Origin of the sequence: Komagataeibacter rhaeticus (assembly GCF_003207855.1) — a bacterium.
Taxonomy (GTDB): domain Bacteria; phylum Pseudomonadota; class Alphaproteobacteria; order Acetobacterales; family Acetobacteraceae; genus Komagataeibacter; species Komagataeibacter rhaeticus.
In genome coordinates, this window is the sequence record NZ_NKTZ01000006.1 from 122,505 (window position 1) to 145,484 (window position 22,980).

General features: G+C 65.3%; 22 protein-coding genes. 15 read left to right on the forward strand and 7 right to left on the reverse strand.

The genetic code is table 11. The features are described 5' to 3' along the window. Positions 1–15: 15 nt before the first annotated feature. Positions 16–855: an enoyl-ACP reductase FabI gene (gene fabI / locus CFR78_RS08595; protein WP_007400485.1), complete on the reverse strand. Its 840-nt coding sequence runs from the start codon at positions 853–855 to the stop codon at positions 16–18. Between the two features lie 212 nt (positions 856–1,067). On the opposite strand from fabI, the gene pdxH reads away from it, so the two are divergent. The 12 genes from pdxH to CFR78_RS08655 all read left to right on the forward strand — a co-directional run bounded on the left by pdxH (position 1,068) and on the right by CFR78_RS08655 (position 12,756). Continuing rightward, entirely contained in the window at positions 1,068–1,679 is a 612-nt protein-coding gene (gene pdxH / locus CFR78_RS08600; protein ID WP_034928230.1) for a pyridoxamine 5'-phosphate oxidase, read from the forward strand. Positions 1,680–1,801: 122 nt separating this feature from the next. Beyond that, a complete protein-coding gene (locus CFR78_RS08605) occupies positions 1,802–2,647 on the forward strand; it encodes a universal stress protein (protein WP_051672017.1) in 846 nt (281 codons plus the stop codon). A gap of 167 nt (positions 2,648–2,814) precedes the next feature. After that, positions 2,815–3,507 (forward strand): phosphoadenylyl-sulfate reductase, encoded by a 693-nt coding sequence (locus tag CFR78_RS08610; RefSeq protein WP_034928224.1) that lies wholly within the window; start codon positions 2,815–2,817, stop codon positions 3,505–3,507. Between the two features lie 73 nt (positions 3,508–3,580). Continuing rightward, complete coding sequence (gene cysD / locus CFR78_RS08615) at positions 3,581–4,375, forward strand: sulfate adenylyltransferase subunit CysD (RefSeq protein WP_034928221.1); 795 nt, start codon at positions 3,581–3,583, stop codon at positions 4,373–4,375. A gap of 25 nt (positions 4,376–4,400) precedes the next feature. Next, entirely contained in the window at positions 4,401–6,287 is a 1,887-nt protein-coding gene (gene cysC / locus CFR78_RS08620) for an adenylyl-sulfate kinase (RefSeq protein WP_181417513.1), read from the forward strand. Between the two features lie 151 nt (positions 6,288–6,438). Beyond that, complete coding sequence (locus CFR78_RS08625) at positions 6,439–6,768, forward strand: DUF2849 domain-containing protein (RefSeq protein WP_034928216.1); 330 nt, start codon at positions 6,439–6,441, stop codon at positions 6,766–6,768. Continuing rightward, positions 6,758–8,446, forward strand: coding sequence for a nitrite/sulfite reductase (locus CFR78_RS08630; protein WP_034928213.1), 1,689 nt, complete (start codon positions 6,758–6,760; stop codon positions 8,444–8,446). Before CFR78_RS08625 ends, CFR78_RS08630 begins: the two co-directional genes overlap by 11 nt. Further along, complete coding sequence (locus tag CFR78_RS08635) at positions 8,433–8,921, forward strand: DUF934 domain-containing protein (RefSeq protein ID WP_034928210.1); 489 nt, start codon at positions 8,433–8,435, stop codon at positions 8,919–8,921. The genes CFR78_RS08630 and CFR78_RS08635 overlap by 14 nt, the downstream gene beginning before the upstream one ends. Before the next feature lie 93 nt (positions 8,922–9,014). Further along, a complete protein-coding gene (locus tag CFR78_RS08640; RefSeq protein ID WP_034928207.1) occupies positions 9,015–10,325 on the forward strand; it encodes a 3-deoxy-D-manno-octulosonic acid transferase in 1,311 nt (436 codons plus the stop codon). Then, positions 10,325–11,311: a tetraacyldisaccharide 4'-kinase gene (gene lpxK, locus CFR78_RS08645; RefSeq protein WP_034928204.1), complete on the forward strand. Its 987-nt coding sequence runs from the start codon at positions 10,325–10,327 to the stop codon at positions 11,309–11,311. Before CFR78_RS08640 ends, lpxK begins: the two co-directional genes overlap by 1 nt. Further along, positions 11,308–12,243, forward strand: coding sequence for an LpxL/LpxP family acyltransferase (locus tag CFR78_RS08650; RefSeq protein WP_034928201.1), 936 nt, complete (start codon positions 11,308–11,310; stop codon positions 12,241–12,243). Before lpxK ends, CFR78_RS08650 begins: the two co-directional genes overlap by 4 nt. A gap of 168 nt (positions 12,244–12,411) precedes the next feature. After that, on the forward strand, positions 12,412–12,756 hold the full coding sequence (locus CFR78_RS08655; protein ID WP_034928414.1) for a hypothetical protein: 345 nt from the start codon (positions 12,412–12,414) through the stop codon (positions 12,754–12,756). Positions 12,757–12,953: 197 nt separating this feature from the next. Here CFR78_RS08655 and CFR78_RS08660 read toward each other — a convergent pair whose 3' ends face one another. After that, positions 12,954–14,300 (reverse strand): penicillin-binding protein activator, encoded by a 1,347-nt coding sequence (locus tag CFR78_RS08660; protein WP_051672021.1) that lies wholly within the window; start codon positions 14,298–14,300, stop codon positions 12,954–12,956. A gap of 11 nt (positions 14,301–14,311) precedes the next feature. Between CFR78_RS08660 and rsmI the strand changes: the two genes are divergently transcribed. Beyond that, positions 14,312–15,304, forward strand: coding sequence for a 16S rRNA (cytidine(1402)-2'-O)-methyltransferase (rsmI, locus tag CFR78_RS08665; protein WP_240471329.1), 993 nt, complete (start codon positions 14,312–14,314; stop codon positions 15,302–15,304). 21 nt (positions 15,305–15,325) lie between these two features. On the opposite strand, the gene CFR78_RS08670 is transcribed toward rsmI, so the two are convergent. The 4 genes from CFR78_RS08670 to CFR78_RS08685 all read right to left on the reverse strand — a co-directional run bounded on the left by CFR78_RS08670 (position 15,326) and on the right by CFR78_RS08685 (position 19,568). Next, the gene (locus CFR78_RS08670; RefSeq protein ID WP_034928195.1) at positions 15,326–15,967 is read right to left on the reverse strand and encodes a LolA family protein; all 642 of its coding nucleotides are present in this window, start codon (positions 15,965–15,967) and stop codon (positions 15,326–15,328) included. A 75-nt stretch (positions 15,968–16,042) separates the two neighbouring features. Further along, on the reverse strand, positions 16,043–16,999 hold the full coding sequence (gene mbfA, locus CFR78_RS08675) for an iron exporter MbfA (RefSeq protein ID WP_007400469.1): 957 nt from the start codon (positions 16,997–16,999) through the stop codon (positions 16,043–16,045). Between the two features lie 328 nt (positions 17,000–17,327). Then, positions 17,328–18,740, reverse strand: coding sequence for a glutamate--cysteine ligase (locus CFR78_RS08680; protein ID WP_034928190.1), 1,413 nt, complete (start codon positions 18,738–18,740; stop codon positions 17,328–17,330). Positions 18,741–18,827: 87 nt separating this feature from the next. Continuing rightward, positions 18,828–19,568 carry a 16S rRNA (uracil(1498)-N(3))-methyltransferase gene (locus CFR78_RS08685; RefSeq protein WP_034928187.1) on the reverse strand — a complete coding sequence of 247 codons (741 nt, stop codon included), beginning with the start codon at positions 19,566–19,568 and terminating at the stop codon, positions 18,828–18,830. 158 nt (positions 19,569–19,726) lie between these two features. On the opposite strand from CFR78_RS08685, the gene ubiA reads away from it, so the two are divergent. Next, a complete protein-coding gene (gene ubiA, locus CFR78_RS08690; protein WP_034928184.1) occupies positions 19,727–20,644 on the forward strand; it encodes a 4-hydroxybenzoate octaprenyltransferase in 918 nt (305 codons plus the stop codon). Here the strand turns inward: ubiA and CFR78_RS08695 are convergent. Beyond that, on the reverse strand, positions 20,634–21,383 hold the full coding sequence (locus CFR78_RS08695; protein ID WP_034928410.1) for a dienelactone hydrolase family protein: 750 nt from the start codon (positions 21,381–21,383) through the stop codon (positions 20,634–20,636). The two genes, ubiA and CFR78_RS08695, sit on opposite strands and share 11 nt — an antisense overlap. A gap of 206 nt (positions 21,384–21,589) precedes the next feature. Here CFR78_RS08695 and CFR78_RS08700 point away from each other — a divergent pair, with 206 nt between their 5' ends. Beyond that, positions 21,590–22,933 (forward strand): GntT/GntP/DsdX family permease, encoded by a 1,344-nt coding sequence (locus CFR78_RS08700; protein WP_034928407.1) that lies wholly within the window; start codon positions 21,590–21,592, stop codon positions 22,931–22,933. Positions 22,934–22,980 lie beyond the last annotated feature (47 nt).

Below are 22,980 nucleotides of genomic sequence, written 5' to 3' on the forward strand. Positions count from 1 at the left end.
GCAGGCTTCCCGCGATCAGTTACCCGCGACCGTGATGTCCGGCGCGGTGGGGTTCTTCATACCGACAATATGGTAGCCGGAATCAACGTGGTGGATCTCACCGGTCACGCCACCCGACAGGTCGGAGAGCATGTACAGCCCCGCCCCGCCCACTTCCTCAAGCGACACGTTGCGCTCCAGCGGGGAATTGTACTGGTTCCATTTCAGGATATAGCGGAAATCACCGATCCCGTTGGCCGCCAGCGTCATGACCGGCCCCGCCGAAATGCCGTTGACGCGAATGCCCTCGCTGCCCAGATCCACCGCCATGTAGCGCACCGAAGCCTCAAGGGCCGCCTTGGCCACGCCCATCACGTTGTAATGTGGCATGACGCGCTCGGCACCAAGGTAGGTAAGCGTGAGCAGCGAGCCGCCGGGGTTCATGATCGCGGCCGCACGGCGGGCCACGGCGGTGAAGGAATAGCATGAGATGTCCAGCGCCTTGAGAAAGGCGTCACGCGGGGTATCGACATAGCGCCCGCGCAGGAACTGCTTGTCCGCCCAGCCGATGGCATGGACCAGGAAGTCGATCTTGCCCCATTCCTTTTCGATCGCGTCAAAGGTCGCGTCAATGGCCGCGTCATCGCTCACGTCACACGGCAGCACCAGCGTCGAGCCGACACTTTCGGCCAGCGGGCGCACGCGCTTGCCCAGCGCTTCGCCCTGATAGGTAAAGGCCAGTTCCCCGCCCTGCTCCGCCACGGCGCGCGCAATGCCCCAGGCGATGGAGCGGTCATTCGCCACCCCCATGACAAGCCCCCGCTTCCCTTTCATCAATGTTCCCTTGATGGAGATTTTGGGCGCGCCGTCTGACATGCTCGTATATCCTTAATGGTGAATGACGGATGAAATTTCGGCCTCGTGGTTGCACAAGCTGCCGTTTCGGACAAGATGCCGAATGGCGTAATTGTAGCTAATATTCCTCGCACGGTAACTTACCTTATGTTTCCATATGTTTCCGCATGACCCGTTCCGCCCCGCGCGGAACCGGGAATGCGGGACAGCCAGCACCGCGGAACAGCCCTTTCATGACCCTTCCCCTCATTGCCCTTGATGCCGACCCGTTCACCCTTTTCGAAACCTGGATGGCGGATGCCACCGCCCATGAACCGAACGACCCCAATGCCATGGCGCTGGCCACCGCAACGCCGGACGGGCGACCGTCGGTGCGCATGATCCTGCTCAAGGGGGCCGACCGGCGCGGCTTTGTGTTCTACACCAACCTCAACAGCCGCAAGGCCGGCGAGCTTGCGGCCAACCCGCAGGCGGCCCTGCTGTTCCACTGGAAAAGCATCCGCCGCCAGATCCGCATCGAAGGCCCGGTGGAGCCGGTCACGCCGGCCGAGGCCGACGCCTATTTCGCCAGCCGCAGCCGTATCTCGCGCCTGGGGGCAATTGCATCGAACCAGTCGCACCCGCTGGCCGACCGCGCGGTATTCGAGGCAGCCGTGGCGGAACTGGAAGCCCGCTACCCCGAACCGGACGCGGTCATTCCCCGCCCCGCCAACTGGAGCGGATTTCGCCTGGTGCCCCGGCATTTCGAGTTCTGGCAGGACCGCCCCTACCGCCTGCACGACCGGGTGGTGTGGGACCGCGAGGGCACGGACGGGGCATGGAGCAGCGAACGCCTTTACCCCTGATTCCTGAACTTAGGGGCGGCTGGTCCGTTCTCTCCCCTGAAAGGCGCCGCCACGGCGTGGTGCCGGCGGATCAGGAGAGAAACCGGATGTGTGTGCGCAGGATATTGCTGCCCCTGGGTGGAATGAGTCACGCGGAAAGCGCGCTGCAGGTCGGCGGCGCCATCGCACGCATGTTTGACGCCCATCTCGCCGTACTGCATGTCGGCACCGACATGCAGGAAGTCGGCCCCCTGGTGGGTGAAGGCCTGTCGGGTGCGATGGTACAGGACATGATTACCGCCGCGCTCAAGGAAAGTGCCGCTCGCCTGCACGGCGTACGCGCGCTGTTCGATGCATTCATCGTGCGCGAGAAGATCCCGGTCGTGGCGGTTGATTCGCCTTTCTCGCCCGCGGGCATGCATGCCCTGTCGGCCAGTTTCATTGCCCATAGCGGCCATACCCGCAGTGTCGTGGCCTTCCAGGCGCGGCTGTCGGACCTTGTCGTGCTGCGCCAGCCCAACCCGGAGGGGGATGTCTCCTCCTCCGACACACTGCACGCCGTGTTGTTTGAAAGTGGGCAGGGCGTGATCATCGTCCCCCCCGTCGCCCCGCCCACGGTGGGAAAGCGCATCTGCATTGGCTGGAACGGCACGTCGGAGGCGGCATCGGCCATCCACCATGCCCTTCCCCTGCTGCGCCGCGCGCAGGCGGTGTGCATCCTGTACAGTCCCGCCTACCAGCGGCCGGGACCGGAGGCACGTCATGTCAGCTCCTTTCTCTCGCTTCACGGTGTAACCGCGCATATTCACGAATTTGGTAGTGATTCCCACCCGGTGGGCGAGGACATGCTGGCCGCCGCCCACGCCTTCAACGCCGACATGCTTGTCATGGGGGCCTATTCCCACTCCCGCCTGCGTCAGATGATTCTGGGCGGTGTGACGCGGCATATGCTGGAAAACAGCGACATTACCGTGCTGATGAGCCGCTGAACCGGGGATGGAACCCGCCCGACCGACAGGGCCGGGCGGGAGATGGACAATTTTGCAAAAAAATATGTATAAATGTCGCGCTTCTCTTGATTTTACGCTCCGTGAGGGTTAGGTGTGGCGTGAAAAGAACGCCCTGACCTAGTGTAAAATCTGGCGTGGAGGACATTATGCGCATCAATGCGGAGATTATGGCGGCCCTGAAGGCGGCGGGCGAAGATGCGCCCGCGGTCCTTCGGGCCGCCCTGACGCGGCTGCGCGGGCGGATTGCCCTGGTTTCCTCCTTCGGGGCGGAATCGGCGGTCATGCTGGCCCTTGCCGCTGAAATTGACCCCGACGTGCCGGTCCTGTTCCTGCAGACCGGCCAGCATTTTCCCGAAACGCTGGAATACCGGCAGGAACTGGCCCGCGTGCTGGGCCTGCGTGACGTGCGTGACCTCCACCCGGCTGAAAAACAGATCGAGAAACGTGACCCTCAGGGCCAGCTCTGGGCGTTCGACCCCGATGCCTGCTGCGCGCTACGCAAGGTCGAACCGCTGGATGAGGCCATGATCCCGTTCGATGCGTGGATTACCGGGCGCAAGCGCAGTCAGGCCGCAACCCGGCAGGGGCTGCCGGTGGTGGAAGAGGCCGCGGGCGGCAGGATCAAGATCAACCCGCTGATCGCCTGGACCCCGCGCGAACTTGATGCCGAAATCACGCGCCGCAACCTGCCGCGCCACCCGCTTACCCTGCGCGGCTACCCTTCGATCGGGTGCGCGCCGTGCACCCGGCCCGTGGCGGAAGGCGAAGACCCGCGCCAGGGCCGCTGGGCCGGTCAGGCCAAGACGGAATGCGGCATTCACCTTCCCACCGCCAGCTGAATGGCGGGGGTTTCCCCTTAACCGGCCATACCGGCCGCCTGTTTTCTTTCCTGTAACGGAAGGTCTTAATTCCATGGACGATCTCGACCAACTCGAGGCGCAGAGCATCTTCATCCTGCGTGAAGCCTACCGGAAGCTGAAGCCGCTGGCGATGCTGTGGTCGCTGGGCAAGGATTCCAATGTCATGGTCTGGCTGGCGCGCAAGGCCTTCCTCGGTCGCGTGCCCTTTCCCGTGATGCATGTCGATACGGGCAAGAAATTCCCCGAGATGTACCAGTTCCGCGATGAATATACCAAGAAGTGGAACCTGGACCTGCTGCTGGGCGACTGCCCGCCGGTAGAGGAAATCGACCCCACCCTGCCGCCCGCCGCCCGTTCCGCCGCGCGCAAGACGGCAGGGCTTGCCGCCATGATCGACAAGTACAAGCTGGCGGGCGTGATCGCGGGCATCCGCCGTGACGAACAGGCCACCCGTGCCAAGGAACGCGTGTTCAGCCCCCGTGGCTCGGGCCACAAATGGGATGTGCGCAACCAGCCCCCCGAATTCTGGGACCAGTACGCCACCCCGCACGAGCCCGGCATGCATGTGCGCGTCCACCCCCTGCTGTCGTGGCGTGAGATCGACATCTGGCGCTACATCGAGCGCGAGGGCATCCCGCTGGTTGACCTGTATTTTGCCAGGGACGGCAAGCGCTACCGCTCCCTGGGGGATCAGGACATCACCAGCCCGGTGGAAAGCAATGCCACGACCGTGGCCGAGGTGATTGCCGAACTCGAAACCTCGCGCACCTCCGAACGTGCGGGGCGCGCCATGGACCATGAATCCGAAGACGCGTTCGAACGCCTGCGCGTGGCCGGTTATCTCTGAGCGGACAGGACGGAGTTATATGACAATGAATACAGTCCCGACCCCTGCCCCGCAGGAAGCCGCGACCCCCATCGTGATCGTGGGCCATGTCGACCATGGCAAGTCCACCCTGATCGGCCGCCTGCTGTATGATACCGACAGCCTGCCCGACGGGCGCGTGGCCCAGATCATTGAATCCAGCAAGAAGCGCGGACTCGCGGTGGAATGGAGCTTCCTGCTCGACAGCCTGCAGATCGAGCGTGACCAGGGTGTTACGGTGGATTCCACCCGCATTCCCTTCCGTCTGGGCAAGCGCCAGTTCGTGATCGTGGATGCGCCGGGCCACCGCCAGTTCCTGCGCAACATGATTACCGGTGCCGCCGATGCCGAAGCCGCCGTGCTGGTGGTGGATGCGAATGAAGGCGCGCAGGAACAGACCCGCCGCCACGCCATGCTGCTGCGCCTGATCGGGATCCGCCATGTCATCGTGCTGATGAACAAGGTCGATATCCTGGATTACGACCAGAAGAAGATCGAGGCCGCCGAGCGCGACATCACCACCCTGCTGCACCAGCTTGAAATCGAGCCGACCGTGTTCGTCCCCGCCTCCGCGCGTGAAGGCGACAACATGGCCTCACGCTCCGATAAAATGCCGTGGTACAAAGGCCCCACGCTGACCGAAGCGCTGGCCGCCGTCCCCGCTCCTTCCTCACGCGCCGACCTGCCGCTGCGCCTGCCGGTGCAGGATGTCTACCGTTTTGATACCAAGCGCGTGGTCGTGGGCCGGATCGAACGCGGGCGCATCCGCGTGGGCGACGAGGTGGTGATCGGCACGCATGGCGCACGCGCGCGCATCGCCACCATCGAAAGCTGGCACACCGCCCCGCAGGTCGCGGCCATTGCAGGGCAGTCGGTTGCGGTTACACTGGAGCCGGACGTGATCCCCGACCGGGGTGACTTCCTGTTCCCGGCCGACCATGCGCCGCTGCGCGCCGCGCGCATCCGCACCCGCCTGTTCTGGCTGCGCCAGGAACCGCTGCGCGTGGGGGAAAGCTTCAGGCTGCGCCTTGCCACCGCTGAACATCAGGTAACGGTTGCCGCCATTGATTCCGTGGTGCGGCTGGAAGACCTGACCGAACACCCCGCCGCCGAAGTCCCGCCCGAAGGCTTTGCCGAGATTACGCTGGCCGTATCCGAAACCATGCTGTTCGACCCCTTCCTGCCCGGCACGGCGGATGGGCGCGGCGTACTGGTGGACCGTAACCAGCAGATCGTGGGCGGCGCGCCGCTGATTGGCGTGGCCGAGAGCGTTGCCGGCCGCAATGCCATCCACCCCACGGGCAGCGCCGTCTCGCCATGGGACCGGGCACGCGCCAAGGGGCATCGTGGCGGTGTATTCTGGATGACCGGGCTGCCGGGCGCGGGCAAGAGCACGCTGGCGCGCGGGGCGGAAAACCGCCTGTTCGCCCGTGGCATCGACGTATCGGTACTGGATGGTGACACGCTGCGCGCGGGGCTGTGCTCGGACCTGGGCTTCTCGGATGCCGACCGGCGCGAGAACGTGCGCCGTGCCGCCGCCGTGGCCCGCATCCTGGCCGAAAGTGGCCAGGTGGTGATCGTGGCGCTGATCTCCCCCACCGTGGCGGACCGCGAGCTGGCCCGCCAGATCGTGGGCGAGGGTTTCCATGAAATCTTCATCGATACGCCACAGGCCACCTGTGAGCAGCGTGACCCCAAGGGGCTGTATGCTGCCGCCCGCGCAGGCAGAATCGAAGGCTTCACCGGCATCGACGCGCCTTATGAGGCCCCCGCCAACCCGGCCCTGCGGCTGGAGACGGCAGGCGCCACAAGCGACGAGACGGCCGCCCGCCTTGCCACCTATATCGGTGACGCGATCCGGCTGGACGATGGCGCGCGGCGCCAGCAGTCCTGAACGTACCGGCCCACCCGTACCGCGCCGGGTGGGCCATGAATACAGGTGCGGGCTGAAATTAAGGCAGGGCGTGCGCTTGTAAATGCGTGCGCCTTTTCCTACCAGTGTCGATAGAAATGAAACCTGTTGCCTGAAGGGGATCGGTTTACAAGTGGATGTCAGGAACAATCGCCGGGACAGCACCGGCGCAAGCGTCATTACCGCCAACCGCCTGCTTGATGGCCGGATTGTCTGGCTTGCCGCACAGGGCTGGTCGGAACTGATCACCCATGCCCGCGTGTTCGACAATGCGGAAATCGAGGACGCCATAAAACAGGCCAGGGCCATGCCGGAAGCCCGCACGGTTGTCGGCATTTATGGCGTGCAGCTTGACCCTGATGCCACCGGTCTCACCCCCCTTACGGTCCGTGAACGCATCCGGGCGTTCGGGCCGAGTGTCCATCCTGATTTCGCGCCCGTGGAGACATCCGATGTCCACTGACACCACGACCCTGCCGGTCGGGCGATATGCCTATGACCAGGTGGACCGTACCTTCCTGTCGCAGCGCGTGGCCCAGTTCCGCGAGCAGGTGGCCCGCCGCGTGGCCGGCGACCTGAGCGAGGACGAGTTCAAGCCGCTGCGCCTGATGAACGGGCTGTACCTGCAGCTTCACGCCTACATGCTGCGCGTGGCCGTGCCCTATGGCATGATGGGCTCTGACCAGATGCGCGCGCTGGCCCATATCGCACGTACGTATGACCGCGATTACGGGCATTTCACCACGCGCCAGAACGTGCAGTTCAACTGGATCCGGCTGGAAGATACGCCCGATATCCTCGAACACCTTGCCGGTGTGGACATGCATGCCATCCAGACCAGCGGCAACTGCATCCGCAACGTGACATGCGACGAGTTTGCGGGGGCGGCTGCCGACGAACTGCTTGATCCGCGCATCCATGCCGAGATCCTGCGCCAGTGGTCCACCCTGCACCCCGAATTCACCTTCCTGCCGCGCAAGTTCAAGATTGCCATCAGTGGCAGCCCGCATGACCGGGTGGCCGCCCGCTTCCATGATATCGGGCTGGTGGCACGTCCCGGCCCGCAGGGGCGGCCGGTGTTTGACGTGTTCGTGGGCGGCGGGCTTGGCCGTACGCCGATCATTGGCGTCAAGCTGCGTGACACCCTGCCCGAAGAGGACCTGGTCGCCTATCTCGAGGCGATCGTGCGCGTGTACAATGCCTATGGCCGACGCGACAACATGTACAAGGCGCGCATCAAGATTCTGGTGCAGGCCCTTGGTGTCGAGGCATTCCGGGAAAAGGTGGACGCGGAATTCGCGCTGATGAACCGCGCGGACTACCGGCTTGACCCCGCCATTGTGGACGGCATCCGCGCGCGCTTCGGCATTCCCCCGCTGAACGCCCCGGCCGATGCGGAACAGACACTGGCGGCCAGCCGTAAAGCGGACCCGGCCTTTGACCGCTGGGTACGCACCAACACCCATCCCCACCGGCACGAGGGCTTCATCTGCGCGGTCATCTCGGTCAAGCCCGATGGCGGCATTCCAGGCGACATCACCGCCGACCAGATGGATCTTGTGGCCGATCTGGCGGACAGCCATTCCTTTGGCGAAATCCGCGTGACCCACATGCAGAACGTGGTGCTGGGCCATGTGCGCAAGGACCAGCTGCACGACCTGTGGCGCAAGCTGGCGGCCGCGAACCTGGCCACGCCCAATATCGGGCTGGTGGGCGACATCATCGCCTGCCCGGGGCTGGATTACTGCGCGCTGGCCAATGCGCGCTCCATCCCCATCGCACAGAAACTGAGCGCACGCTTCGCCAACCCCGAACTGCAGGAGCGCATCGGGCCGCTCAACATCAACATCTCGGGCTGCATCAATGCCTGCGGGCACCATCATGCGGGGCATATCGGCATTCTGGGCGTGGACAAGCGCGGGCAGGAATTCTTCCAGCTTACCCTTGGCGGTTCGGCAGGCAGGGATGTGGCCATCGGCCAGATCATCGGCCCGGCCCTGCCGGAAGATGAAACGGTGGACGCCATTGCCCGGCTGATCGACGCCTATCTTGTGCTGCGCCATGACAATGAGCAGTTTCTCGACACCTACCGGCGCCTTGGCGCCGCCAGCTTCAAGGATGCCGTCTATGCCCCTGCTTGAGAACGGCCAGATCACGCCGGACCGCTGGCATGTGGCGGTGGACGGTGAACCCCTGCCGGAAGGTGCGGTGATCGTTCCCCTCGAACGGCTTGAGGAAGGGCTTGCCCGCACGGGTGACGCCCCGCTGGGCGTGGCCATTGCACCGGATGTGGATGTGGCGGTGCTGCGCACGGCCCTGCCCCGGCTGGAACTGGTGGCGGTCACCTTCCCCATATTCCGTGACGGGCGGGCGTTTACGCAGGCCCGCGCCCTGCGTGAGCATCTGGGCTTTAAGGGTGAGATCCGCGCCACCGGCAAGCCGCTGCCCGACCAGTACGAATTCCTGCTGCGCTGCGGCGTGACCACCGTGCAGACCGAACGCGCGGAAGACATAAGCGTGTGGCGGCAGGCGCATGAGATCATCACCATCGCCTACCAGCCTTCCACCCTGCATGAGCGCCCGCAGGGGCTGGGGCTGCGCCGCTTCCTGGGCTGACCGGTGGGGTGGGAAAGCCCGCCTGCTTTCCCCCCGGCGCGCGGCGTGTTACCGCACCATCATGCGCAACCGTGTTTTACCGCTGCTTACGCCATGACCCGTATGCACATAACGGGGCGGGACCTGTGCGCGGCCCTACTGGGTGCAGGCTGGTGGGGACTGGCCTCACTGCTTGCCCCCGTGCTGCGTGCAAACCTGCGCAGGCGGGCGCGCCGGGGCCGGGAAATCGCAGCCTGCCTGCCCCAGCGGCGGGGCATCGCCAGCCGGTCGCGGCCCGCAGGCCGGCTGATATGGCTCCATGCTTCCAGCGTGGGGGAAAACGTGGCGATCATACCGGTGATCGGCCAGCTACTGATCAATGACCCATCCGTGCATGTGCTTGTCACCACCGGCACCGTAACGGGAGCCGAGGTACTGGTGGCGCGTGTGGCCGACATGGCAGGGCATGGGCGCGTGATCCACCAGTTCGCCCCGCTTGACGTACCACGCTGGGTCGCGCGCTTTCTGGATTCCTGGCGGCCTGATGTGGCCGCGCTGGTGGAAAGCGAACTGTGGCCCAACCTGATTGCCGCCTGCCAGCACCGGCAGATTGCACTGGCACTGGTCAATGGGCGACTGTCCGACCGCTCGCTGGCCGGGTGGCGCCGGGCACACTGCCTGCTGCGCCGCATGCTGTCCGCTTTCGGCTGGGTGATGGCCCGCAGCATGGAAGATGCCGGCCGCCTGGAACAGGGCGGCGCATCCCGGATTGATCTCGTGGCCGACCTGAAGGATGCAGCGCCCCCCCTGCCGTGCAACCCGGCAGAACTGGCCGCATTGCGCCACGGGCTTGCCGGCCGCCCGGTCTGGATCGCGGCCTCGACTCACCAGGGTGAAGAACCGGTCCTGATCGCGGCGGCGGAATTGGTGCGGCAGGCCGTGCCGGACGCACTGGCCATCATCATTCCCCGCCACCCCGATCGCGGGACCGAAATCGCAACCATGGCCACCCCCGCGCCACCCCGCCGCGCGCTGGAGCAGTGGCCCAGCATTCATGATGGCGTATGGATAGGCGATACATTGGGCGAGACCGGGCTGTTCTACGGTCTTGGCGCACCCGTACTGCTGGGCAACAGCCTGCCCGGCTGCACGGGCGGCGGCCATAACCCGGCCGAGCCCGCCCATATGGGCTGCCCCATCGCAACCGGGCCACAGACAGGCAATTTCCGCGCCGCCTATGCGCGGCTGGGCGATTGCGCGCGCAGGGTCCATACGGCACAGGATATCGCGGCATGGGTCATCCCGCTGCTCCAGCAGCCTGCCAGCGCCCGGGCACTGGGGGCCAGGACCAGTCGCCTTGCCGCACCCGATCCGGAAGTCGCCCGCCGGGTGGCCCACGCCCTGCTGGCACCGGGGGGCGGGTAATGCGCGCCCCGGCCTTCTGGTGGCGTCCCCCCTCGCAGCCGGGGGGGGCCGCGCGCCTTCTTGCCCCGCTGGGGTGGCTGTATGGCGCGGCCACGGCGTACCGGATGCGCGGCGCGGGCTGGTCCGCACCCGTGCCGGTCCTGTGCTGCGGCAATATTGGTGCGGGTGGCGCGGGCAAGACGCCACTGGCACTTGACCTTGCACAACGCGCCATTGCACGCGGGCGCAGGCCGGCTTTCCTGTCACGCGGTTATGGCGGCCGGATGACGCAGGGCATACGGGTAGACCCCACACGGCACACGGCGCGCGATGTGGGTGATGAACCGCTCCTGCTGGCCCGGATCGCCCCCTGCCATGTGGGCGCCAACCGTGCGCGCGCCGCCCGTCAGGCCATAGCCGAAGGCGCGGACTGCCTGATCATGGATGACGGATTGCAGAACCCGACCCTGTGCCCCGATATCGCCCTGGTGGTGGTGAACGGGCGGACAGGATTCGGCAATGGCCGCGTACTGCCTGCCGGGCCACTGCGCGAACCCGTGCCCGCCGGGCTGGCACGGGCACAGGGCGTTGTGGTGATCGGGCCGGATGAATACGGCGTGACCCGCTGGCTGGAACCCGGCCTGCCCTGTTTTACGGCAACACTGCGCCAGGACGTGAGCGACGTGCCACGCGGGCGGCCGGTCATTGCCTTTGCCGGAATCGCACATCCCGCCCGGTTCTTTGACGGACTGGCCCGCGCGGGCATTCCCCCCGTCCGCTGCGTGGGTTTTGCCGATCACCATCCCTATACCCCGGCGGACTGGCAGCACCTGCGCACACTGGCCACGCGGCAGGATGCCTGCCTTGTCACCACCCTGAAGGACGCCGTGCGCCTGCCCGCTTCCTGGCGGCGGCAGGTCCACACCGTCGGGCTGGCACTGGCATGGAACGACGCCGCCATGCCCGAACGGATACTGGACCTGTGGCTGGACAGGAAAGACGGATGACCCAGACAGACCCCACCCGCCCCACCACCCGGCAGATGCGCCTTGAAGCCCTGTTCGTGCGTGGGCTGCTGGCGCTGTTCCGCCGAATCGGACCGGTCCGGGCCTCCAACCTGGGGGGATGGCTGTGCCGCACGGTGGGACCACGCCTGCCGGTCTCCCGCATTGCCGACGCCAACCTGCGCATGGCCATGCCCGAACTGGATGGTCCCGCACGCCGGGCGGTCATACGCGACATGTGGGACAATATCGGCCGCAACGCGGGGGAATTCCCGCATCTGGCCACCCTGCCCCGCAACGGTGACCCCGGCCCCGGCTGGGACGTGGTGGGGGCAGAACACCTTGTGGCGCAGGCAGCACGCGGCGGTCCGGTCATTTTCGTATCCGGCCATATCGGCAACTGGGAAATGCTGCCGCCTGCGGTGGCGCGTTACGGGCTGCCGTTTTCCTCCTTCTACCGCGCGCCCAACAATCCGCTGGTGGACCGGATTCTGTGCGACCTGCGTGACGAGGCAATGGGCCAGCCCGTGCCACTGTTTGCCAAGGGCGCGCGCGGCGCACGTGGCGCGCTGGGGCATATCCTGAAAGGGGGGCATCTGGGCATGCTGGTGGACCAGAAGATGAATGACGGCGTGGAAGCCCGGTTCTTCGGCCAGCCCGCCATGACAGCAGGCGCCATGGCGGCCATGGCCCTAAGGCTGCGCTGCCCGGTCATTCCCGGTTATGTGGAACGCCTTGGCCCCGCGCGGCTGCGCATCCATGTCCACCCCCCGCTGGACCTGCCCGATGGTGGCGACCGGATTCAGGACCAGATGGATCTGACACAACATGTCAATGACTGGATGGAAGGCATCATCCGGCAGCATCCGGGCTGCTGGCTCTGGCTTCATCGCCGATGGAATATGCAAATGCACACAAAGAAGCCTAAAAAATAGTCAGTTATATATCGAATTATTGCTTTTTTATCACAGGATTAACCTTCTGCCTGTTTCTGCGGCTTTTTTGCCTAAATTCAGTTTTGCAAAGCAGCCATGCATGAATAGCGTGTTCATACGTTGTCACGCCACGACAGCAAGACAGTCAGAGGGGCCACCGAAATGTACATGATGGATCAGCAGGTTTCTTCCACCAATGTGGTTTCCCTGCGGCAGGGCCTGCTGCCGCGCCACCGTGAATACCTGATGCGCTGGCTGCAGGCGGGTGCCTGCATGGGCCTGTGTGACGCGGATGTGCTGGACCGCAACGAGTATGACGAGGCCGATATCGAGCATGTTCTGGTCTGGGTGCGTGAAAACGCCAACCCCGCCTACATGGTCCGTCCGGAAGGCATGGGCTGGGTGCTGATCGACCAGATCCGCGAGCGCCCCATCGCCACCTATCGCACGTTTGAAGCAGCACTGCACGCAATCCGCCCGGTGCTGTCGAACGGGGCCACGGTCGCCGCCTGAACGGCGGCGGTTAATCCCCCGCAATTGATCGCGGCTTCCCGCCCGCGCCCGAAGGCTACATGGACCATGCCCGCGGCCACAAGAAAACGTTCGGTGAAGCTTTACCGGGCTGGCTACAGGGAACGTCGCCTTTATCTGAAAAGGCGACCCCGGAACCTCTTTTTATTTCCTGTCGGTAAATTATTTCAGGCCATCGCCTAATTGGCGCTGCGGCGCAGCCTGCCCGCCGGGGGAATGACAATCCTGCTGCCGCCACCCGGCAATATCTGGAACACGGCCAGATCACGCCGTGTCCGGCCATTTTCCAGAAAACCGAACGCACCATCCACCCCGCCAAACCCGTCCGGCCGCGTCAGCGCCTGCACGGAATAGCCATTGGGGCTGCCCGCCGGGCGCGCCTGGTCCAGCGCCTTGACCAGTGCCGCCGAATCATAGGTCAGGTCTGCAAGCGGGGTTGGCATGTGGTGATAGCGCGCCATGAACTGCTGCACGAAGGCCTGCCTGCTGGCCGGATCGGGCGCTGCGTACCATGCACCCGACAGCGTACCGAGCTTGCTGGCGAACGCGCCCCACAGGCCGGGCCCCATGATCTGTACCTGCGTGCTGTCAACATGCGCCTGCGCCAGTGCGTTGATGACCTGGCCCAGTTGCAGCCCCGTATCCCCCAGCAGCAGCGCATCAAAGGGCGGTGGCGGAAAAGCGACCGGCGTGGCGGCGACCGCAGGCGTGGCCGCTTCCTGCGCCGTGGGTTGCGCCGGGGCGGCACCGTCGGGATTGGTGGGGTCGACCGCAGCCGCATCAGGCTGGGCCGGGGCGGCGGGGGCCGGAGCGGCCCCGGTTGCCGCCGCCGGGTCCGGCTGCGGCACGGAGGCCGCGCGGCTGTCATAGGCGGACAGGGTTTTCAGGCTGGCCGTAACGGCTTCCTGCGTGTTGTCATGGAACATGACCTGCGGGGACTGGAGGCCATTTTCCTCACACACCCGCTGAAGGGCCTGCCCCAGCGCCTGCCCCAGCCGGTTATTGGGCAGGAAGGCCGCGAAATGCTGCCGCCCCTGCTGGTGCGCCGCCAGCACCATGCGCCGCACCTGCTGTTCGGGCGCGATGCCCAGCGCCCATACACCGGGCTGTGCTACCGAAATATCACTGGTAAAGGCCAGCATGGGAATATTGGCGGGTACGCTGACCTTTGCCGCCTGCGCGGTGTCATCGGTAGTCAGGGGGCCAAGGATCAGCCCGTCACCCGCCGCAATGGCGGCCTGGGCGGCAGCCCCGGCACTGCTGCCCGGGGCCGCGGTATCATGTACGTCCAGCGTCGGGGCGGTCGGGGTATTCATGGCCATGCGGGTGGCGGTCAGCATTTCCTGCCCCAGACGCGCATTGTTCCCGCTCAGTGGCAGCAGCACGCCCACGTTACGCCCGGCATGTGGCGCATGGTGCCCGCCGCCGCTGGCGCAGGCGGTCAATGCCGATACCGCCAGCCCGGCCAGCAATAAGCGCTTGCATGCGGCGCGTGGAGAGGCAGAATCAGCATCCTGTCCTTGCATCTGGGTTCCGAATGTCTGACGCCTCATCTTCCTCGCCTTCAAAGTCTCAACATGCCACGGAATATCCGGCGGATAGTTCCCATGATACGGTTCATAGCGGAGAATTGCCCCTCCGTCATGCAGGGAACGCGCCGGATGCCGCCGCGGTTGTGCATCAGGATGGGGAACTGGTCCTTGTCGCAACCCCCATCGGCAATCTGGCCGATATCAGCCGCCGCGCGATTGAAACGCTGCAGGCAAGCGACCTGATCCTGTGCGAGGACACACGCACCAGCGCGCGCCTGCTGCGTGAATACGGCATCCACACGAAAACCCGCCCGCTGCATGACCATAACGAGGACCGCCAGATCCCCGCCCTGCTCCACGCCCTGGCGGCGGGACAGCGCATTGCCGTGATATCGGATGCGGGCACGCCACTCATGTCCGATCCCGGTTACCGGCTGGTGCGCGCGGTCGTGGCCGAAGGGGCGCGGGTCAGTGCCATACCGGGGCCGAATGCCGCCATCATGGCGCTGACACTGTCGGGCCTGCCACCGCATCCGTTCCTGTTCTCGGGCTTCCTGCCGCCGCGTGAGGCAGCACGGCGCGAAGTACTGGCGCGGTTGCACGCGGCCGAATGCGCGGGCCTTGCCGCCACCCTGATCTGGCATGAAGCCCCGCACCGGCTGGCCGAGATGCTGGCAACGCTGGCTGCTGTACTGGGGCCTGCACGCCCGGCCGCCGTGGCGCGGGAACTGACCAAACGCTTTGAGGAAGTGCGGCGCGGCACGCTGGCCGACCTTGCCGCCCATTACGGCGAACACCCGGCACGCGGCGAGATTACCGTGGTGGTCGGCCCACCGCTGGAAGATGACAGCACGGCCACCGATCTGGACAGCCAGCTCCGCACAGCGTTGCGCACCCTGTCGGTCAAGGACGCGGCGGCCCTGGTGGCGGGCATTACCAGCCTGCCGCGCCGCACCGTCTATGCCCGCGCGCTGGAACTGGCGCGCGATGAATCCTGAACAGGCCGCCAGAGCCGGCGCCTAGTGTTCGGGCAGGTCGGTATTGAATAGCGAATCCGGCGGCACACCACCGCTGGTGGTGATGTCGAGCAGGTCAACACGGGTGGTTTCCTGCTGGGCATCCTGAATGATCCAGCCGCGCAGCCGTAGCGGACTGTCATGGAAGACCAGCGTCATGCTGCCATCACCGGGGGAATCGGTGCGCACAAGCGTGATGTTGAGCGTATGGCCATCATGCGACAGGCCGGTTACCGTCACATCCCCCGATAGCTGGAGATGCGGGCGCAGCAGCAGGCCAAGCGGCGTCTTTTCCATGGGCATGGTGGTGGTCTGGTCAAGCTGGCTGTCATTGAACACGACCTGATCATGATTGGCCACCAGCAGAAGCGGGCTGGGCGGATCATACTGGAAGCGCATGCGACGATTCGCCCGGTCGATCCAGGCGGTGCCGGTGCTTTGCTTGCCATCCGGCGCGGTCTGGCGGAAGCGGGCCTTGAGCTGGCTGATCGCATCAAGGTGGTGCTCCACCTGCTCCAGCAGCGCATGGTCCTGATCGGAAGCGCCAACAGCCATCTGCTCCTGCGCATGAGCCACAGGCGGCATCACGCCACCAGCCAGCAGGCAGGACAGGCCACAGAGGGCAAGAAGGGAGGGAAATCTCATGATACGGGGCGTTTCCTGCTGACAGTACCGCCCCCACTGGTGCCCCATCATGCCGCCAATATCAAGGCAGGCGGTTCAGGAACTGCCAATCAGCACGCCCGCGGCAAACACCAGCAGCCCGCCAAGCACGATCTGCACCACGGCAGAGCCGAACGGCGTATCCTGATACCGCCACCGTATCCATGAAATCACGAACAGTTCGATCACCACCACCACCATGGCGGCCACCATCGCGGCGGTAAAATCATCGATCAGGAACGGCAGCGTATGCCCGATGCCCCCCGCCGTGGTCATGAGCCCGCATATCACCCCGCGCAGCAGCGGCGCCCCACGGCCCGACAGCTTGCCATCATCGGACAATGCCTCGGCAAAGCCCATGGAAATCCCGGCCCCGACCGATGCCGCCATGCCCACCAGGAAGGCGTTCCACGGCAGATGGGTGGCAAAGGCGGCCGCGAAGACCGGCGCCAGTGTGGAAACCGATCCGTCCATAAGCCCCACCAGCCCGGGCTGGATCACCTGCAGCACGAAGCGGCGGCGGGCATCCTCGTCCTCCCCCTCGCGCTTGCTGGCGGGCAGGCGGTTATCCTGTATGGCGTTGGCGGCCTGTTCGTGCTGGTCCTCGGCATGGGCCAGGTCGCCCAGCAGTTTGCGGGTCGTGGCGTCTGTCGTGCGCAGGGCGGCCTGGCGATAGAAGCGGGCGGCGTCCATCTCCATCTGCCGGGCATGCTGGCGTACGGCTTCTATCCCCAGCGTCTGTACCTGCCACGCCGGTTTGCGCACAATGAAATCGGCAATGTCCTGCCTGCGGATAAGCGGGATATGCGGGCCGAAACGCTGTGCATACAGGTCAATCAGGTCGCGGCGATGGCCATCTTCCTCCACCGACATGTCCGTGAATATTTTTGATGTATCGGGGTAGTTTTCCCGCAGCGCATAGGCAAAATCGGAATAGATGCGGCCGTCTTCCTCCTCGTTGGAGATGGCGAGCGCGAGTATTTCCTGATCGGACAGGGAAGAGAATTTACGCATTGCGCAGTCTATGCATAAATTCTTTCATGACCTCAAGAATATTGTATAACTACAAATAATTCTCAATTGTATTCGTAAAGTATTCCATCGAAAATGATTATGCTTCTCGATTACATGTCCTGTCGCACATTCCCACGGGCAGGACAGGCGGCAACCATGACCCCTGCCCCATGCCGGTCCCTGAACGCTGCCTGAAAAGTCAGCCCAAAAAACATTCGGGCACGCATCAGGACGTTCGAGGTCAAGCTTTTTTCAAACAGCTCCGGGAAATGTCGCCTTTTTGCAAAAAGACGACATCCAAAAATTTCTGTTCCTTTAAAACAGCTGGTTATACGGCAGCTTCGGCAAAGATACGGGTCACATCACCCTGCCAGCGGCCATGATAGGCGGCAAGCCACGCTTCGGCCTGGGTCGGGCCGCCTGCGGCGATTTCATGCAGCGGGGCAAGATAACGGGTCTCGTCATGTCCGGCGCCGTCACGCAGGGCACGGGCACGCAGGCCATCGGTCGCCAGTTCGATCATGCGCGCGGCAAGCCCGCGCAACGTTCCGCCCGCCCATGGCGTCTCCAGCCCGGTGCGGGGAACGGCGGCGCGCAGGGCGACGTATTCCTCCCATGCGTGCTCCTGCACCAGGGCCTCGGCAGCATGCAACGTCGCGTCGTCATACAGGATTCCGGTCCAGAGTGCGGACTGGGCCAGCATCATGGCGGGTGAACCCGCATCGGCGCCGCGCATTTCAAGGAACTGCTTGAGACGCACATCAGGGAAGGCCGTGGTCAGATGGTCCTCGAAATCCCCTATGGTGGGGCGCACGCCCGGCAGGCCGGGCAGGTCCGTCCCGTCCAGCCATGCGCGGAAGGAACAGCCCGCCACGTCCACCATCTCGCCGTTGTGCATGATGAAATACATCGGCACGTCCAGCAGCCAGTCCACATAGCGGGCGAAGCTGAAGCCATCGCGCATGAAAAACAGCGGCATGCCCGCGCGCGCATTGTCGGTATCGGTCCAGACACGCGCGCGGTTGGACAGGAAGCCGTTGGGCTTGCCCTCATAGAACGGCGAGGACGCGAACAGCGCCGTCGCCACCGGCTGCAGCGCAAGGGAGACGCGCATCTTGCGCGCCATATCCGCTTCCGACCCGAAATCCAGGTTCACCTGCACGGTACAGGTGCGCAGCATCATGTCCAGCCCCAGCGCGCCCACCCTGGGCATGTAGTTGCGCATGATGGCGTAGCGGCTCTTGGGCATCCACGGAATATCGGCGCGCGTGGCGGTGGGGTGGAAGCCCAGCGGGGCGAAGCCCAGCCCCAGTTCGGCACAGCCGGGGCGGATGGCGCTGAAATGCTGCGCCATTTCCGCCTCGGTCTGGTGCAGGCTGGCCAGCGGCGCGCCGGAAAGCTCGAACTGCCCGCCCGGTTCCAGCGATATGGAACTGCCTTTTGCATCCGCCCGGCCCTTCAGGCCGATCAGGGCGCCACGGTCAATGATCTCCTCCCACCGCGTGCCACCGTGCTCGGCCGCCAGGTCACGCAGCAGCGCCTCGATCCCGCGCGGGGCATAGGGGGGCGATGACCATGCCCTGCGCCCGGGGCCTGCGGCATCGGGCTTCACGAAGCCGAATTTTTCATGTTCCGTGCCGATCCGCCATTCCGACCGGGGGCGTGCGCCCGCGGCCAGTATGCCGACCATCTGGTCGAAAGATTCGATTACGTTTGAATTATGCGCGCCGGGATTCGACATGGCGGGGGCAGTATCCTCATGACAGTCAGAATTCAGATTGATGCCGGCGACAGGCGGAGCGCGCATGCCGGATGAAAACGGAATGATTTACGAACCTGCATCACATACGGCCTTGAGGCCAGCCCCGACAAGAGCCAGGGCGGCGGCGGCGGCGGTATCCGCCCGCAGCACCAGGCTTCCCAGCGAGACGGGGCGCACGAACGCGCGCGCGCGCAGCATGTCCTGCTCGCGCGCGGAAAAGCCGCCTTCCGGCCCGATCAGGACACAGTCCCCCGCCTGTGCCGGAGCGGCCATGGGCCGGGGCATGCTGCGCTCAAGGGCCGCGAACAGGCTGATCCCTTCGGGCCACTGCGCCAGCAGGGTGACCAGCGGCACCAGCGGGTCGATGCCGGGTACGTCCAGCCGTTCGCACTGTTCGGCGGCTTCACGGGCAATGCTTTCCAGCCGGGCGGCGTTAAGGCGGTGGGTGTTCGTGCGCTCGGTCACCACGGGACAGAAACGCGTCACCCCCAGTTCGGTGCCCATGCGGATGACCGTTTCCGTCGCATCGCGCTTGAGGGGGGCAAACAGCAGGCCCAGTCCCACCGTTGCCTCGGGCGCGCGAGTCCGCTCCACCAGCCGGATCTGGCAGCGCTCACGGCGCAGGTGGTCGATCACGCCCTGCCACTGCCCGTCACGCGCATTGAAAACCGCCACTTCCCCGCCGGCCTGCTGGCGCAGCACCGCGCCCAGGTAATGGGCCTGCCCCGGTTCCAGTTCGAGCATGCCCCCCGCAACCATGGGCGCGGTGGTGTCGGGCGGGATGAACAGTCGCGGGCAGTCCCTCATGCCTGGTGGTAACCTTTCGCTGTCTTGCATGGCCGTGGCCGGTCTTGACCCGGCGGGGCCTTCCGGCCCATCTGTTCGCCATTAGCAGCCACGGGGCGCGCCGTCACCGGCAAAGGCGGCCCTGCGGGCGGCATGCATTCACGCCAAGGAGTTGCGGCATGGACCAGCCTGTACCCCATACGGACATCCGGGCCGATGGCTGGATCGGCCGCCTGCCCCCCCGCCTGCGGCCCTATGCGCTGCTGGCGCGGCTGGACCGGCCCATTGGCACGTGGCTGCTGTTCCTGCCCGGTATATGGGGCATCCTGCTGCCTGACCATGTGCCCGCCCGCCAGCGCCTGTTCCTGATCGTGCTGTTCGGCATCGGCAGCGTGGTGATGCGGGGCGCGGGCTGCGTGGTCAATGACATGTGGGACCGTGACATCGACCGCCAGGTTGCCCGCACGGCAGGCCGTCCGCTGGCCTCGGGTGCGCTGTCGATGCGGGAGGCGGCGCTGTTCCTGGCCGCCCTGCTGCTGGTCGGGTTCAATATCCTGATGAACCTCAATCCCCTGTCGCAGATACTGGGGGCGTCCTCGCTGATCCTGGTGGGGCTGTATCCGCTGGCCAAGCGGGTGACGTGGTGGCCGCAGCTGGTCATGGGGTTCACCTTCGGCTTTGGCGCCCCGCTGGGTTACGCGGCGGCGGCGGACCGGGTCGATGCGGCGCTGTGCGCGCTGTATGCGGCCACCATTGTCTGGCAGCTGGGGTTCGATACGATCTACGGCTTTCAGGACATGGAGGATGACGCCCGCATTGGCGTGCGCTCCACCTCCCGCCTCATGGCAGGCCATGCGCGGCTGTTCGTGGGGGCGTGCTACGCACTGACCCTGCTCGGGCTGGGGGTGGCGGGCCTGCTGGCCCGTACGGGCGCGGGCTTCTGGTACCTGCTGCCCCTGCCCGCCGCGCTGCTGGGCTGGCAGGTCAGCAGGCTGGATGAACGCGACCCGGCAGGCTGCCTGCGCCTGTTCCGCTTCAACCGCGAAACCGGGCTTGCCATAGCGCTCACCCTGCTGGCGGGTCTCCTTACGCGCTGATGTGCAGGACCCGGCCCAGAAAATTACGGGTCAGGTCCATGCACTGAAGGAACAGGGCCGCGTCGAACCGATGCCCTTCATCGCGCAGGAAGGCGTGCTGGGCATTGAATTCGTGCCACTCATAAGTGCACTGCGCCGCCTCCAGCGCCTCGCGGATCATCTGCCGCCCGGCAAAGGGCACATGCGGGTCCTGCCTGCCCCAGACCATCAGCGCCTCACCACGCAATTCCCCCACGCGGGCCAGCGTGTCATCCTGCCTGCCCTGCCCCAGCGTGCGGGAATGGATATCGGTGGCGTAGAAGCACACCGTCCCTTTCACCCGTGGGTCCAGCGCCGCGCGGAATGCCAGATGCCCGCCCAGGCACACCCCCATCGTGGCCAGCGCGCCGGTGCAGTGGGGGCTTGCCGCCAGCCAGTCCAGCGCCGCGCGGGCATCGCCATCATATCCCCCCAGCGGCTTCTCGAATTTCAGGAAATTGCCCCGGTCCGTGCCCGGCTTGTCATAGGCCAGCACCGTGCCCGCCGGTTCGTATTCATGATAGACCTCGGGCACGCACACCACATGGCCCTGCCCCGCCATCATGGCCGCCAGCCGGCGGATGGGGGCCGTGACCTGATAGATCTCGGAAAAGAGTACGATACCGGGAAAACGCCCCGCCACCGCCGGGCGGAAAACATGCATCCGCATCATGCCAGATGGTGTGGGGATATCGGCGGTCTCATGCGTGTGGATGATCACGAAGCGGCTCCTGCCCATGCGCAAAAAAGCCATGATAGCAGCGTTGGGTAGAACCCGGCGAGAGGGGATGGTCCGGGCTTTTTTGTAATATCATGACCGGAAATGAAGTAATTTTGTTCGGATATTACGCAAAAAATAGCTTCATGCGTTGACATCTCCCACTGCCACCGGCCTGTATGGGCCATGAATTTATTACAGAAACCGTGATGTCATCCCTGTTTGCCCTCTCCCTTGCCACGCTGGCCATTGTCTCTGTCGTGGTGCTGATCGCCCGCTTCCGGATCAACCCGTTCATCGTGCTGTTCGCGGTGTCGCTGGCGCTTGCGCTGGGGGCGGGCATGCCGCCGCAGAAGGCCATCGCCTCGTTCGAGGCCGGGGCGGGACGGGTACTGGGGCATGTGGCCACCGTCATCGCGCTGGGCACCATGCTGGGCAAGATGCTGGCGGAATCGGGCGGGGCCGACCGGATCGCGCTGACCATCACCAACCTGACCGGCAGGAAGCGCGTAAGCTGGGCCATGATGGTGATCGGGCTGCTGGTGGGGCTGCCGGTTTTCTTTGAAGTCGGGTTCGTGCTGCTCATACCGCTGGCCTTCACGCTGGCGCGGCGGACCAATACCCCGCTTTTGCTGCTGGCGCTGCCCATGGGGGCGGCGCTGTCAGTCACCCATGCCATGATCCCGCCGCATCCGGCCACCCTGCTTGCCCTGTCGGCCTATCATGCCGATATCGGGCGGACGATCCTGTGGGGCATCGTGATCGGCACGCCGGTGGCCGCCCTGGCCGGGCCGGTCTACGCACGCTTCATCGCGGGCCGGATCGGGCCGGTCCAGCCATCGGCGCTGGAAGCGCAGTTCGTCCAGCACGAGCCGCCGCAGAACATGCCGGGTTTTGTCATTACGGTGCTGACCATCCTCTCCCCCGTCGTGCTGATGCTGGTGGGATCGGTTGCGGATATGGTGGCCGCACCCCGTACACCGCTCAGCAACGCGCTGCATTTCATTGGCAATACCGATATCGCGCTCGCACTGGCCACCCTGCTGTCCTTCCAGGTCTTTGGCCTGTCACGCGGGTTCAGCCGGGAGACGATCCTCAAATTCACCAATGACTGCCTGGCCCCGACCGCGCTGATCATGCTGCTGGTGGGCGCGGGCGGCGGCTTTGGGCAGGAACTGGTGGATAGTGGCGTGTCATCCGCCATTACCGACCTGGCGGTGGGCGCGCATGTGCCGCTGCTGGTACTGGCATGGCTGCTGGCGGTGGTGGTGCGGGTGGCCACCGGGTCTGCCACGGTGGCCATGAGCACGGCGGCGGGCATTGTGGGCCCGATCCTGCTGCGCACGCATGGCGCATCGCCCGAACTCATGGTGATCGTGACGGGGGCCGGGTCGGTGGCACTCGGGCCGCTCAATGATGCGGGCTTCTGGCAGATCAAGGAATATCTTGGCCTGTCCGTTGGCCAGACCATCAAGACATGGTCGGTTATCGAGACGCTGATTGCCGTGCTGGGTCTGGGTTTTGCGCTGCTGCTGTCGCTGTTTGTCGGGTAGGCAAAGGGAATGAACGTTTCCGGGTGCTGCCTTTTTTCAAAAAAGCG

What these genes read in the sequence shown, in the direction of transcription:
- fabI (WP_007400485.1), bottom strand. Translation starts at nt 855, where the DNA reads ATGTCAGACGGCGCGCCCAAAATCTCCATCAAGGGAACATTGATGAAA.
- pdxH (WP_034928230.1), top strand. Translation starts at nt 1,068, where the DNA reads ATGACCCTTCCCCTCATTGCCCTTGATGCCGACCCGTTCACCCTTTTC.
- CFR78_RS08605 (WP_051672017.1), top strand. Translation starts at nt 1,802, where the DNA reads ATGAGTCACGCGGAAAGCGCGCTGCAGGTCGGCGGCGCCATCGCACGC.
- CFR78_RS08610 (WP_034928224.1), top strand. Translation starts at nt 2,815, where the DNA reads ATGCGCATCAATGCGGAGATTATGGCGGCCCTGAAGGCGGCGGGCGAA.
- cysD (WP_034928221.1), top strand. Translation starts at nt 3,581, where the DNA reads ATGGACGATCTCGACCAACTCGAGGCGCAGAGCATCTTCATCCTGCGT.
- cysC (WP_181417513.1), top strand. Translation starts at nt 4,401, where the DNA reads ATGAATACAGTCCCGACCCCTGCCCCGCAGGAAGCCGCGACCCCCATC.
- CFR78_RS08630 (WP_034928213.1), top strand. Translation starts at nt 6,758, where the DNA reads ATGTCCACTGACACCACGACCCTGCCGGTCGGGCGATATGCCTATGAC.
- CFR78_RS08635 (WP_034928210.1), top strand. Translation starts at nt 8,433, where the DNA reads ATGCCCCTGCTTGAGAACGGCCAGATCACGCCGGACCGCTGGCATGTG.
- CFR78_RS08640 (WP_034928207.1), top strand. Translation starts at nt 9,015, where the DNA reads ATGACCCGTATGCACATAACGGGGCGGGACCTGTGCGCGGCCCTACTG.
- lpxK (WP_034928204.1), top strand. Translation starts at nt 10,325, where the DNA reads ATGCGCGCCCCGGCCTTCTGGTGGCGTCCCCCCTCGCAGCCGGGGGGG.
- CFR78_RS08650 (WP_034928201.1), top strand. Translation starts at nt 11,308, where the DNA reads ATGACCCAGACAGACCCCACCCGCCCCACCACCCGGCAGATGCGCCTT.
- CFR78_RS08655 (WP_034928414.1), top strand. Translation starts at nt 12,412, where the DNA reads ATGATGGATCAGCAGGTTTCTTCCACCAATGTGGTTTCCCTGCGGCAG.
- CFR78_RS08660 (WP_051672021.1), bottom strand. Translation starts at nt 14,300, where the DNA reads ATGCAAGGACAGGATGCTGATTCTGCCTCTCCACGCGCCGCATGCAAG.
- rsmI (WP_240471329.1), top strand. Translation starts at nt 14,312, where the DNA reads ATGTCTGACGCCTCATCTTCCTCGCCTTCAAAGTCTCAACATGCCACG.
- CFR78_RS08670 (WP_034928195.1), bottom strand. Translation starts at nt 15,967, where the DNA reads ATGAGATTTCCCTCCCTTCTTGCCCTCTGTGGCCTGTCCTGCCTGCTG.
- mbfA (WP_007400469.1), bottom strand. Translation starts at nt 16,999, where the DNA reads ATGCGTAAATTCTCTTCCCTGTCCGATCAGGAAATACTCGCGCTCGCC.
- CFR78_RS08680 (WP_034928190.1), bottom strand. Translation starts at nt 18,740, where the DNA reads ATGTCGAATCCCGGCGCGCATAATTCAAACGTAATCGAATCTTTCGAC.
- CFR78_RS08685 (WP_034928187.1), bottom strand. Translation starts at nt 19,568, where the DNA reads ATGAGGGACTGCCCGCGACTGTTCATCCCGCCCGACACCACCGCGCCC.
- ubiA (WP_034928184.1), top strand. Translation starts at nt 19,727, where the DNA reads ATGGACCAGCCTGTACCCCATACGGACATCCGGGCCGATGGCTGGATC.
- CFR78_RS08700 (WP_034928407.1), top strand. Translation starts at nt 21,590, where the DNA reads ATGTCATCCCTGTTTGCCCTCTCCCTTGCCACGCTGGCCATTGTCTCT.